Here is a 12,087-nt window from a genome sequence, read left to right on the forward strand (position 1 = left end):
CTGGAGTCTAACTGGGAAGGGAAAGAGGATAGTTGCCATCGCCGCGAGAAGGAAGAGGAGTAGCAGCAGGCTGGCCCCTCTTTTATGAGCTTCTTGCTTGCGGCAGTGTTGAGGGTCGGGACGGCCAGGTCGAAGAGTCTGATACCGATACCGATAGCTAATCAGGGTCGTGGCAGCGGCGGAGGCTATTCCAAGAGGGGAGTCTGGAAACTTGCCTGATATCAGGTAACGCGCCGACCACCTACTCTACGCCGGAGCGCGTCTGCTCGAAAGTCCAGGTCAACCACACTAGAGCTAGCCTTCCTGCTTCGGTGGGAAGGACTGGAAGTGTGGGCCGAATCCTTGGAACTCTGTCGCTTTTGCGCGGGGAGCTTTCAGTGGCTAAGAGCCTCGGGAGGTGGTGTTTGTCGGCCTTAAAGAAATACCTCTGGGAGGAGACCAGTGGAGAGGAAGAATCGAAGATAATAACAGGCGTTCCCCTACCAGATGCCGCATCTCTTCCCCCTTCTTTGGCGCAAAGAACAAGCTGAGCCCGAGCCCCGCAAGAACCCCATTGGTAAAGCTACCCATAAACTCACTCCTTTTCAAGAGGTATTGTGCTTTGTCTTTCCAGATCAACAGCCAGACGTACGATATTCGGTTGCGCCCAGGCATGGAGATTGTGGATCGGCAAGTGGTAGTGCTGAGTCCACTGGAGTCGCCCAGGCGATAAGTAAGGGTGATCCTCATGCACGGAGCGGGTCTGTCTCCGCTCTGGTTCTCTTGTCCTGTTGAGCGATATTGTCAACTCAATGGAAATTGTAGAGCTTATATAAGAGAAACAGACCTCAAAGTGGGGATTGCGCCCTTTTCTTGCCTTAGTTGCTAGAGAATTCTGGTTGATGTGGCATCGAAGTGGTGAAAGCTCACTAACAAAAATTTTTAAGTTGACAATACCGCGAACATCGTTCACCTCGTAGAAACTCCGTTACCTTCTCCGCCGTCTATAGCTTCTGGCGAGATCCGTCCTTTCTTTGGCAGAATTTGCCTCTGGCGAAGACCCTAGATACGACATATACTCTGTCCATACCTTCCAAAGGGAGACTGATGTAGACATGTTTTCCTCGTGGTTTATCTACGTCGAAGGGAGATATGGAGAAGATGCACCTTCAGAATCAAAGCCCAATGGAGTCAACCGACAGCAGGGCGCGACGCATTGTGTTTTTCGTGCCCCCTCATGTGCATTTGCTTGACTTAGCAGGTCCTGCGCAGGTGTTTGATACTGCTCTCCGAGCGGGAGCGCCTTATACGTTGCACTATTGTTCCCCGCAAGCGATACAGGAAAGTGCACAGGGGATGGTTGTTGCCCAACTTACCCCTCTTGCTTCTGTCACGAGGGACGATTTGATCATTGTGCCAGGAATGGAGTGGGAACACTTTTCCTTAGAAGCGGCTCTACTTGATCAGGAGACGCGCGATTGGCTTCGTTCCGCCTCTCAGGCAGGAGCGCATATCGCATCCGTCTGCACAGGTGCCTTTGCTCTGGGAGAAGCAGGGCTTCTTGATGGTCGACGATGTACGACACATTGGGCGCAGTTGGAATTGCTGCAAGTGCGCTTCCCTCGCGCTAGAGTACTCGATAATGTGTTGTTTGTCCATGATGGGACGATTACCACCAGTGCTGGAATTGCCTCCGGTATTGATCTGGCGCTGGCATTTCTGGAACATGCTCAGGGGCCGATGTTTGCAGCCCAGGTTGCGCGCCATCTGGTTGTGTATATGCGGCGCAATGGGTCCGAGCCACAAAGGAGCATCTACCTGGAATATCGTACACATCTCCATTCTGGCGTTCACTGTGCGCAAGATTACCTGATCAGTCATGTTGCAGAGCATGTTTCGCTCGATGAGTTGGCCGACATTGCAAAGGTCAGTTCTCGGGGATTGAATCGTGCTTTTAAGGAGGCGACGGGACTGACACCAGTTCAATACCATCAGCGTTTGCGCCTTGAACTGGCGGCAACATTGCTCGCTAATCCTACCCTCCGTGTTGAGGATGTCGCAATACAATGTGGGTTTGAGGACGTGCGGCACTTTCGCCGACTCTGGCAAAGGCAATTTGGTATGCCTCCCTCGTTGAGCCGTACCTTGCACCACATGGCGTAGGGGCATTCTCCTTGCACAATGGGGAAAAGAAGCATAGCTCTGACAAGCCACATTCCCGTTCTGTTTGCCGGAGATGGAATGGAATCCGTTGGGGTTCTCCTCTTGACGCTATTTCCTGTTATCTGGACACAACCAGCGCAGATAGAAGCACCTGACTGCTGGCACTTTCTGTGAGACCTGCATTCTCTAGGTGACCTGGGGGAAAGAGCAAGCCGCTCAGGATGTCTTTCTCATAAGTTTTCGTATCCTCTCTCTCATAAGCGTTGTTTTCCACATCAATGACCATGCCTCGCCACAATGGCTCTGATGGAGAAAATGTTGAAGCGCACCATTTGAGAGTCAGGGCAAGAACGCTTCATTCGCACAAGGGATTGGGCATGTGAAAGGGGACAAGACCACGCTATGTTTGATGATACATCTCCAGCGAGCGCCTCGCTCGTACCACCTCTTGACCTTTCGACGCTCTTGGGGGCCATTCCAGAACTGGTATGGACGGCACAGCCAGATGGTCGGGTTGATTACGTCAATGTTCGGTATTGCCGTTTGTTGCAGGCCAGCTTTGAGCAGATACAGGATTCTGGGTGGCGTCAGTTCGTACATCCTGAGGATCTTGAACGGACGCTGGCTCGGCGACAACATTCGTTTGAAACAGGGGAGCCTTATGAGACTGAATATCGGCTGAGGGATGGTCAGACAGGAACCTATTGCTGGTTTCTGGCTCGCGCTCTCCCGGTGCGTGATACCGCAGGACAGATCACCCATTGGTTCGGCATCAGTACCGATATCGAAAAGCAGAAACGGAGAGAGGAAGCCTTACGTCAGAGCCAGGAGCGAACGCATGCACTGATGGCTTCAAATATTATCGGGATCATCGTCGCCGAAGGGGAAGAGATCCTGGACGCTAATGATACTTTTTTGCGTATGACCGGATATAGCCGAGAAGATCTGCTCCAGCGGAAGATGAACTGGGTAGATATGACCTCTCCAGAGGATCTTGATCGTACCCGGCAAGCACACCTGGAACTCGCACGATATCAGTCGATGAAGCCTTATGAGAAAGAGTACGTGTGTAAGGATGGCAGCTACCTGCCCGTGCTCGTGGGGGGTGCCATCTTACCACATGATCCAGCACAAAGTATCTACTTTGTGCTGGATAATTCCGCTCGTAAAGAGCTAGAGCAGCGCAAAGAGAACTTTCTGAGCATGGCAAGCCATGAACTTAAGACACCGCTGACCACCGTGAAAATGTGTATCCAACTGGCGAAAACACGCCTGGTGAAACAAGGACATCATGAAGTGGCCGCAGTGCTCTCAATGACGGAGGGATCAGTGAAGCTCCTTGAACGCCTGGTTAAAGAGTTGCTTGATGGGTCTAAGATCCAGGCGGGGAAGCTTGAATACGTTCAGGAGCCAGTGGATCTGGAGGCATTACTCTCTGAAGTTGCGGAATATGTGCAGCAAGTGAGTGCGACCCATACCATCGTGGCGCGTGGGACTGCCCCATGCACGCTCATCGGAGATAAAGGGCGGCTCGAACAGGTCTTCGCCAATCTGATCTGCAATGCGATCACGTATTCTCCTAGTGCCACAACGATTGAGATTGACCGCCGTGTTTCCAGTGAGACCGTGACGGTCAGTGTGCGTGATCACGGCGTTGGCATTCCGCAGGAACTGCACGAGAAAATCTTTGAACGCTTCTATCGTATCTCTGATCTGAGCCAGCGGGCGGTCCCAGGGCTGGGGATGGGGCTCTACATTGTGGCGGAGATTGTCAGGCATCATGGAGGCATGATACAGGTGGAGAGTGAGGTCGGGAAAGGATCAACCTTTCATGTGACGCTTCCTCTCAAGAGACTCACAAGTGGCGTCACTTTCAGCTCAGAGGTGGAGAGGGAGAGAAAGCGTTGAGCGTGTTGTGCTGATTTGAAGCGCCGCAATTTCCTCTCGCTCAGTCGCGTCGGCTGATGCGATTTCTCTGCTCGATTGTTCAACCGTTGGCGCTGACGGTGCTCCACCCCAAGCAAGATAATTTCACGTTTAACCGCCCCATAACTCTTCAGCGGATCAGCGGTGGTCACGCGTAGCGCACAGTGCAAATCTTTAAGCAGTTTGCGAAAAAATCGCTTTGCCTTCTTTCTTATCGCGGTGGCTCTGGGCCAGAAGATGACAACAAGAAAGAAGGCAAAATTCCAAAGGATTTCCATATATCCAACTCCAGACCAGCTGAAAGTAGCTGACCTGGAGTTGGATTAAATTATGATACGCGGCAAAGGCAACACATTGTTATTCATTCCACGGGGACTGAAGGACGAAGTCACAAAAGTTCGGACGTTTGTAGCCGGGAAGGTAGCGCTCACAGACGTCGGAATTGATATTGCCATACGTTGTCTCTGGTTTGTGTCGAAAGCCATCGAGAAACGCATGCAGAATCTTGTTCTTGAAATCCTCACGAGGGAAGGCTGACACGACTTGAGAGCGTGTCTCCTCGGAAAGTTCTTCAAAGTGATCCCCTATAACATCGAAAACCACACCATGATAGACAAGTGCCACCACTGGCTCCTTGTATTGAGCTACTCCTCTTGTAGTATGGAGCGCAATCGCGTCCCACACAAGCTGGGTAGACTCGTTGGAAATGCCATGTTGTTCAAGGAAACTTCGTGCTGCATTGGCTCCATCTACCTCGAAGCGTTTGTCTGGGCTACGGTACTTCTCTGTCAGTCCGAGATCATGGAAGAGCGCACTAATGTAGAGCAGTTCAGGATCATAGCGTAACCCCGCCTGGTGCCCCTGCAGGGCTCCGAAGAGGTAGACGCGATGTGAATGGTTCCAAAGCAGTGGGGTCCCATGTTCGCGCAGGAGTTCTGCGGCTTCGTTGGCCAGGGAACTATCAGGAATGGCAATACCAGCAATATTTTTCGGTATCATATTAGACTCCTTATTCAATTCGGAAACACTCTTCTGAAACACTCTGCGACACGAGCGCCCCTTATTTCAGTTACTTGGCATCTGTTCAGGGGGCAACTTAGATAAGGAGCAATGACCACAGATCCTTTGGCAAAGGTGCCAACACCCTGTGTTGTAGCGATAGACCGCGTAGCTGTAGTCCTTTAGCTGTTACATTAGGACCACATGTGGTTTTGCCCTGGTTGTCCTTTGTCGTAACCCTTTCAAGGGAAACATGGACACAGTATAATTATCTTCTTAGGCCCTCACCAGGGGCAAATCATGCGTATATGAGGACGAATCTCGCCAGGACCCAGGAAACTGTTTCCAGTCCTGATGGTGGAAAGGACTCTCGATCTTCCTCTCTTCGGAGAGAGCCAGTCCTTAAGTGGTCCAGTTCGCGAATTCTACACCAACCAGCTTGCCAGCTTCAAATAGTAGCAGAGGAAATAGATGAGGCAATGATGCGGATGTATCAAGGCTGATGATATCGCGAGTCGGTGAAGAAGTGCCCGCCCAGAGAAAACAAACTCCAATGAAGAACATTCAAAGCGCCGACGAGCAAACGCCGACACAATGGGGTTGTGTTGCAAGAATGATGAAGAAAATAAGATGAGCAGAGAATGTCGCCCTTTGTTCTGTTTAGGCAACCTCTCCAAAGAGCCTGGTAACCAAGGCAACCAGACCTTTCACATCTCCTTTGTTTACCCCTTGTAGCAGTCCTTTTCGCATCATGTTCATCATCTCGAATCCTTGTAGTGTTCGCCAGGCCGTTGTCAACTTATTTGTCGGCTTGTAGATTATTGCTGAGTTATAAAGAGGAGAGATACTGAAGACAGTGAAATAGAGGGAAGATTTGGCTGTTATGCGATGCGTTTCCCTGCGGTTATCTCGTTCCACTCCAGGAATCTGCCCTGTAAAATGGCACGATATTCCCTGGAGCTCAGGTGGTGCCTGCGCGGCTGGAAATGCCCAGCGATGGGTCCGAAGGCTGAGAGAAAGCGTTGGGCTTGCTTGGCTGATTTGAAGCGCCGCATTTTCTTCTCCCGTAGCCGTGTCGGTTGGTGGGAATTTTCCGCTCGATTGTTCAATCCTTTGTGCTGCCGATGCTCCACGCCAGGCAGGAGCTCGCGTTTCGCTGCACTATAGCTCTTCAATTTATCGGTAATGATCACTCGTGGGACATATCGCAACCTTTTGAGGAGCTTGCGGAAGAACCTTTTGGCCGCGTTCTTGTTGCGTCGGCTCTGCACCAGGATATCGAGGATGTTACCATACTGATCAACAGCTCTCCACAAATAATGGGTTTTGCCATTGATTTTCAGGTACACCTCGCCCATATGCCATTTGTCTCCCGTCTTCGGACGAAGACGACGCAGTTCTTTGGCATATATGTGTCCAAATCGATGGCACCACTGACGCACTGTTTCATACGTCACCACAATTCCGCGCTGTGCCAGAAGCTCTTCGACGTCACGAAAGCTGAGCGAGAAGCGGAAATACAGCCAAACTGCGTGGCTGATAATTTTAGGTGGGAAGCGAAAGCCTTTGTAGCTTGGAACAGTGAGAGGTGTTTTCATGAAGCTATTCTAGCACATTGTTCAGCAACGTTCCCAAGTTGACAATATCCTCTTGCGGCAACGCTTTCTCGATCATCGAGCGAACACTCCCATCATCAATGCTCCATTCTGGACGATCTCTGCGACGATGGAAGGTGTTTCATTTCCAGATGGTCTTTCCATCGTCACCAGGTCGTGTTTTTTGTGGAGAGCAGACCACAGGGGTGAGGGAGGCCAGGATGATCTTGCTCTCACCCCTTACGCGAGGAGCCCGCCAGTTCCCGCCTCTTCCTTCTCATCCGCGACATCTGCTGATGTGTTCTTTTGTTTGCCTCCCCGCAGAGGGATCTCTTTCAAGAACAATACCAGCAGGAAGCCAGCCACGGCAAAGCACACACTGCTGATTAATACCTCGTGAATGCCCTGCGTCAAGCCAATCTTGACCGCCGAGAGCAATTGATTGTAGACCTGCGTCCCACCAGGAAGGCGCCCGAAGAGCTGTGACATCTGTGCCTGGGCAGATGCCGAGAGCAGGATGTTCGGGTTGTCAAAGACACCCAGCAAGTCTTTCCCGGTGGCTTGTTTGAGAGTGGTCAGGAAGGTGGTCGTCTGAGTGGGCAGCGCGGCATGAAAGGCGGGCACATAGGCCGAGGTCATCAGCGAACCCATAGCTGCCAGAGCAATCGTCGCGGCGATCTGGCGGAAGAAGGTCATGGCCGAGGTCGCTTGGCCAATTTTGGTCGGCAGCGCATTCTGGATAATCACGGTGTAGATCAACATCCCGAAACCCATGCCCAGGCCAAGCACAATCATCGAGAGCCACAAATCATTCGAGGTGGAGTCCACATTCAGGCGCAGAAAGAGTAGAGAGCCAACGACGCTGATGCTTGTGCCCAGAATCGCGATCCATTTATATCGGCCAAAGCGAGCGACCAGTTGACCTGCGATCACGCTCCCGATGATCAGCGTCACCATCATGGGCGAGAGTAAAAAACCACTGTTGGTGGCAGAAACGCCCAGCACCCCCTGCGCAAACAGAGGCAGAAAAAAGATGCTGCCAAACATGGCCGCGCTGGTGATCATGGTAATCACAATCGAGACCGTAAAAATGCTATTTTTGAAGTGGAACCAATGACGGACAAGTCGAGGCCATTCTTCTGGTTTCTCAGCAGGATACTTGCTGAAAAAGAACCAGTTTCCTGTAAGAATTGGCATCTGTTCTGTCTTGGGCACATAGCGATCCAGCTTGACTTTTTCCCTGGCTCTCTGTATTATTTAATTAACATGAAAATTAATTAACGCAACAACGCAAAACCGCTTCCGACAGCTCACTCTGGTATCGATGCCAGGAGACGACGGCGATCGGCGCGAGCGTCGTATCAATGCTGCTGGTCGCGTGTTTGCTCGCCAAGACGTTCATCTGGCGATACATGGTGGTATTGCACAAGCATTTGCCAAGTCAATAAAGAGAAGTAGGAGTGTCACATATGAGACTGAAGAAGAAAGTGGCCTTGATTACTGGTGCGACTGGTGGAATGGGTCGTGCAGAAGCCAAACTGTTTGCCAAAGAAGGAGCATTCGTTGTCATTGCTGCCAGAAAAGAAGAGCTGGGAAAGAAACTGGTGGATGACATTATGGAGGATGGAGGAACAGCGCTGTTTGTCCAACTGGACGTCTCGGAGCAGGAACAGTGGGCAGAAGCCGTCAAGCAGGTGAAGGAGCAATTTGGTGCCTTACATATCCTGGTCAACAATGCAGGAACCAATGCACCCGCCCTTCTCCCCAAAGTCGATATGGACATCTGGAACAAAGTCTTTGCCACCAACGTGACAGGAACGCTTCTGGGGATTGAGACCTGTGCTCCCCTGATGAGGGCATCCGGTGGTGGTTCCATTGTGAATATTGGATCCATCGGAGGCATGACGGCGAACTTTTCCACCGCCTATTCCTCATCCAAATGGGCCCTTCGAGGGGTCTCAGGATCGGCAGCCTACAACCTGGCTGGCTAGGGGATCAGATGCAATACCATCCAGCCCGGCTTCATTGCAACAGACATGACGAAAGAGATGACCGTCAATCCTGCGGTCGAGAAAACCATCAACGATTCCGTCCTGCTCCGACGCATTGGAACGGCTGATGAGATTGCCTTTGCCGCCTTATTCCTGGCCAGTGATGAATCCTCCTATATCACCGGGACGGATCTTGTGGTGGATGGTGGTTTTTACGCACCAGGTCCCTATCTCACGAATGAAAGACAAGCACATATGCTTGAGATACTCCAGAAAAAGATGGGGTTGGACGAACGCGCTGAATAGAACAGGGAAGGAGAGTGGCAACGTCGTTGCTCTGGCAGCGGTTGTCGGTCTGCTCCCTTTCTTCTCTCCAGGGATACTTTCAGAAGAGCATCCCTGGAGAGAAGAAAGAGTGAGAACGATTGCTATGGCACGAACCCCAAAAGTCGTCGAAGATCGGCGCGAGCAGATTCTCGATGCCGCGATCCGCGTGTTTGCTCGCAAAGGCTTTCGTCAGACGATTAATAGCGATATTGCACGCGAAGCTGGCATTACCAGCGGCTTAATCTATTATTACTTTCAAAGCAAGGAAGAGATGCTCCAGGCCATCGTGGAGACCCGTTCTCCCCTGAGTCTGATGCGCTCCCTTCCCCCAGAGACACTGGAGATGCCACCAGCCGAGTTCCTTCCGTTCTTGATCCCGCAAGTGCTGGAGATCTTTGAGGGCGAACCCATCGCGAACCTGGTGCGCATCTTCCTCCCAGAATGGCTCCATAACGCGGAGGTTTTTGAGCCTCTGCGCACGCAGGGGATTACCCAGGCAGTTGACTTTTTCCGTGGCTACTACACGCGCCAGCAGGAATTGAGGCATGTTGGCAGTCAGATTGATCCCACGTTTCAGGCCCAAATGACGATTAGCTGTCTGGTTGGTTTCCTCCTGCGCCGTCAAATCATAAGTGATCCGACCGTCGCTCACTACTCGCATCACGAACTGGCAACGCTGCTGACCACGACCCTTCTCAAGGGCCTTGAAGCGCGTTAATGCTCTCAATGGCCCCATCATCAAAAACAATGGAGTGTATGCTTTTTATGGAGTCAGTTATTTCCATCCAGGGGCTCTACAAATCGTTTGGCTCCTTCAAGGCGCTCAACGGCCTTGACTTGAATGTTGCAAGCGGTGAGACGCTTGGCTTTCTCGGCCCAAACGGGGCAGGCAAGTCCACCACCATTCGAGTACTCCTGGGGCTGCTGCGTGCAAGCTCGGGACACGTTGAACTGCTGGGCGGCAATCCGTGGCGGGATGCAGTCGCATTGCATCGGCGTCTGGCGTATGTGCCGGGCGATGTCAGCCTCTGGCCAGGGCTCACCGGAGGGGAAGCCATCGATTTGCTGGGCAAACTGCGTGGTGGCCTGAATCAGCAGCGGCGTGCCAATCTGCTCAAACGTTTTGAACTTGATCCAACCAAAAAGGGCCACACGTACTCCAAGGGGAATCGCCAGAAAGTGGCCATTGTCGCCGCGCTCGCCTCGGACGTGGAGCTGTTGATTCTTGACGAGCCTACCTCTGGACTTGATCCACTAATGGAGGCGGTCTTTCAGGAGGAGATTGCCCGTGAGAAGGCGAATGGCCGCAGCATCCTGCTCTCCAGCCATATTATGAGCGAAGTCGAGGCGCTGGCGGATCGCATTAGCATCATTCGCGATGGCGTCGTCGTCGAGACCGGGACGCTCGACCAGATGCGTTAGCGCACACGCACGACCATCAGCGCTGTCCTGGAGCGCCCCCCGGCTGGCCTGAGCCAGTTGTCTGGTGTTGTGTCTCCCACACTACGAGAGAGCAGCAGAGAACGTTCCTGGTAGAGCCAGGAATCGCCTGGAGCAAGTGGTAAATGACTTATCAAGTGAGCAGGTTGGGCCCTGAAACGTGAGCACTTGCCCTGAAGAGTGAGCACTGCTGATTCAGAATCAGGAGAAACCACTCCCGAGTTGGCTTCTTCCAGTAACAGCTTGTAAATGAGCTTCCAGAGCAACTGCTCAGAAAAGGCTTGACATCCTTTTCTCTTTTTGTTATTACTACTAGTAACCACTGGTAAATTAAAATAACAAAGGTAAGTTTATGGGTAGGAAAGAACGACGGCTGCGAGATCAGCAAGAGCTCAAACAGAGTGTGTTGGAGGCAGCGCGCACCATTGCTCTGGCCGATGGGTGGAGCAATGTGACGATGCGCAAGATCGCTGATCACATTGAGTACAGTCATGCCGCCATTTATGCCTACTTTGAAAACAAAGATGTGCTTCTCTTAGAACTCGTGCACGAGGGCTTTCGTCTGCTGGAGGCAGATCTGAAGCGAGCCCGAGCTCAAGCTCATGATCCAGAGGAGGCGATGCGACTCATCGCTCATGGCTATCTCGAATTCGCCTGGCGCTATCCCGAGCTCTACCGCCTGATGTATGGTCTGGACGGCGTCACTTTCAGCATCTCAGAGCCAGAGAAAGAGGGACTACAAATAGAGGCTGTGGTGACACTGACCGTCAAAGATGTCCTTGATTTTCATGGCTGGTCAACAGAGCACCTCGCTGACCAGGTGAATATCCTCTGGGGGACCGCGCATGGGCTGGTAACGCTCACGCTGGCAGACCGCATTCGCGGTGGACAGGCGCAGGCAGCACAATTAATCGAGCAAGCAATTCAAGGCATGCTGGCCTGGAAACACGAGACGGATACCGTCCACTCGGCTTCCCCTTCCGAACATGGAGCTCCACTCTAGGTCCATTTCATCCGTAGCGAACCTGAGGAAAACCGTCGCTTTTATTTACCAAAGGTCATTAAATAAACAAAGGTAAGCAGCAATACTCATGGAGGAGACATCATGCTTTATCCTTATCTGCTTTTATTCCACATTGTCGGTGTGTGCGGCCTGTTTATCGCTCTCAGCCTGGAAGTGATTATCGTGTCTCGTCTACATGCGGCGAAGACGACGCTGCATGTCCATGAATGGCTCACTCTCAGCCGTGTGATTGATCTGGTTTTACCAGCCTCTGCTTTCTTCATTCTCGTCAGTGGCCTCGCGCTAGCATGGACGGGGTGGGGGTGGGAGCACGCCTGGATTGTGTTTTCGCTGGGTTTACTCGTTCTCCTGGGTATCCTGGGACCGGTGATCAACGGGCCTCGCATGAAGGCGATTCACGTGGCAGCGCTAGCCGCGCCCGTGGGCGAGATCTCTCCCGCGCTACGAAAGGCCATCGCTCATCCTGTGCTACGGGCTTACGCACCCATTCCGAGCCTGGCCGCGTTGGGCGCCGTTGTCATGATGGTCTTGAAGTTGGATTGGCTTGGTTCGGGGATCGTGATCGCTCTGATCCTTATTGTCGGCCTCATCCTGGCCTTCGTGCGTAAAGGGTAGAGCAGGTATGATGCGAAACGGCCATTGT

General features: G+C 52.2%; 9 protein-coding genes and 5 pseudogenes. 8 read left to right on the forward strand and 6 right to left on the reverse strand.

Features of this window, described 5'->3' with window-relative positions; translation table 11 throughout:
* Positions 1-32 precede the first annotated feature (32 nt).
* From JMJ04_RS48215 to JMJ04_RS32085, 3 genes and pseudogenes are all read left to right on the forward strand, one after another.
* Positions 33-161: a hypothetical protein gene (locus JMJ04_RS48215; protein ID WP_268887391.1), complete on the forward strand. Its 129-nt coding sequence runs from the start codon at positions 33-35 to the stop codon at positions 159-161.
* Positions 162-1,164: 1,003 nt separating this feature from the next.
* Positions 1,165-2,142, forward strand: coding sequence for a GlxA family transcriptional regulator (locus JMJ04_RS32080; RefSeq protein WP_236038654.1), 978 nt, complete (start codon positions 1,165-1,167; stop codon positions 2,140-2,142).
* Between the two features lie 453 nt (positions 2,143-2,595).
* Positions 2,596-4,050: pseudogene (locus JMJ04_RS32085) on the forward strand (PAS domain-containing sensor histidine kinase); the annotation flags it as partial.
* Here JMJ04_RS32085 and JMJ04_RS32090 read toward each other — a convergent pair.
* The 5 genes and pseudogenes from JMJ04_RS32090 to JMJ04_RS32105 all read right to left on the reverse strand — a co-directional run.
* Positions 4,035-4,305 (reverse strand): annotated as a pseudogene (locus tag JMJ04_RS32090) (DDE-type integrase/transposase/recombinase); the annotation flags it as partial. The pseudogenes JMJ04_RS32085 and JMJ04_RS32090 sit on opposite strands and share 16 nt — an antisense overlap.
* 120 nt (positions 4,306-4,425) lie before the next feature.
* The gene (locus JMJ04_RS32095) at positions 4,426-5,064 is read right to left on the reverse strand and encodes an HD domain-containing protein (protein ID WP_201374531.1); all 639 of its coding nucleotides are present in this window, start codon (positions 5,062-5,064) and stop codon (positions 4,426-4,428) included.
* Positions 5,065-5,727: 663 nt separating this feature from the next.
* Positions 5,728-5,859: pseudogene (locus tag JMJ04_RS49040) on the reverse strand (IS6 family transposase); the annotation flags it as partial.
* Positions 5,860-5,948: 89 nt separating this feature from the next.
* Entirely contained in the window at positions 5,949-6,665 is a 717-nt protein-coding gene (locus JMJ04_RS32100) for an IS6 family transposase (RefSeq protein WP_201374414.1), read from the reverse strand.
* Positions 6,666-6,902: 237 nt separating this feature from the next.
* A complete protein-coding gene (locus JMJ04_RS32105; RefSeq protein ID WP_201374415.1) occupies positions 6,903-7,877 on the reverse strand; it encodes an MFS transporter in 975 nt (324 codons plus the stop codon).
* A gap of 254 nt (positions 7,878-8,131) precedes the next feature.
* Between JMJ04_RS32105 and JMJ04_RS47200 the strand changes: the two are divergent.
* The 3 genes and pseudogenes from JMJ04_RS47200 to JMJ04_RS32125 all read left to right on the forward strand — a co-directional run.
* Positions 8,132-8,959: pseudogene (locus tag JMJ04_RS47200) on the forward strand (SDR family NAD(P)-dependent oxidoreductase).
* 124 nt (positions 8,960-9,083) lie between these two features.
* Positions 9,084-9,698: a TetR/AcrR family transcriptional regulator gene (locus JMJ04_RS32120; RefSeq protein WP_201374417.1), complete on the forward strand. Its 615-nt coding sequence runs from the start codon at positions 9,084-9,086 to the stop codon at positions 9,696-9,698.
* Between the two features lie 47 nt (positions 9,699-9,745).
* Positions 9,746-10,471: pseudogene (locus JMJ04_RS32125) on the forward strand (ABC transporter ATP-binding protein); the annotation flags it as partial.
* On the opposite strand, the gene JMJ04_RS32130 reads toward JMJ04_RS32125, so the two are convergent.
* Positions 10,399-10,635, reverse strand: coding sequence for a hypothetical protein (locus JMJ04_RS32130; protein WP_201374546.1), 237 nt, complete (start codon positions 10,633-10,635; stop codon positions 10,399-10,401). The pseudogene JMJ04_RS32125 and the gene JMJ04_RS32130 sit on opposite strands and share 73 nt — an antisense overlap.
* Before the next feature lie 137 nt (positions 10,636-10,772).
* Here JMJ04_RS32130 and JMJ04_RS32135 point away from each other — a divergent pair, with 137 nt between their 5' ends.
* Positions 10,773-11,423 (forward strand): TetR/AcrR family transcriptional regulator, encoded by a 651-nt coding sequence (locus JMJ04_RS32135; protein ID WP_201374418.1) that lies wholly within the window; start codon positions 10,773-10,775, stop codon positions 11,421-11,423.
* Between the two features lie 102 nt (positions 11,424-11,525).
* Positions 11,526-12,059 (forward strand): hypothetical protein, encoded by a 534-nt coding sequence (locus JMJ04_RS32140; RefSeq protein ID WP_201374419.1) that lies wholly within the window; start codon positions 11,526-11,528, stop codon positions 12,057-12,059.
* The last annotated feature ends 28 nt before the right edge of the window (positions 12,060-12,087 follow it).

It is taken from the genome of Ktedonobacter robiniae, assembly GCF_016587375.1.
GTDB lineage: Bacteria > Chloroflexota > Ktedonobacteria > Ktedonobacterales > Ktedonobacteraceae > Ktedonobacter > Ktedonobacter robiniae.

Excerpts from the sequence above, each read along its gene's own strand:
- JMJ04_RS32140 (WP_201374419.1), top strand. The coding sequence starts at position 11,526 with ATGCTTTATCCTTATCTGCTTTTATTCCACATTGTCGGTGTGTGCGGC.
- JMJ04_RS32080 (WP_236038654.1), top strand. The coding sequence starts at position 1,165 with ATGGAGTCAACCGACAGCAGGGCGCGACGCATTGTGTTTTTCGTGCCC.
- JMJ04_RS32120 (WP_201374417.1), top strand. The coding sequence starts at position 9,084 with ATGGCACGAACCCCAAAAGTCGTCGAAGATCGGCGCGAGCAGATTCTC.
- JMJ04_RS32135 (WP_201374418.1), top strand. The coding sequence starts at position 10,773 with ATGGGTAGGAAAGAACGACGGCTGCGAGATCAGCAAGAGCTCAAACAG.
- JMJ04_RS32100 (WP_201374414.1), bottom strand. The coding sequence starts at position 6,665 with ATGAAAACACCTCTCACTGTTCCAAGCTACAAAGGCTTTCGCTTCCCA.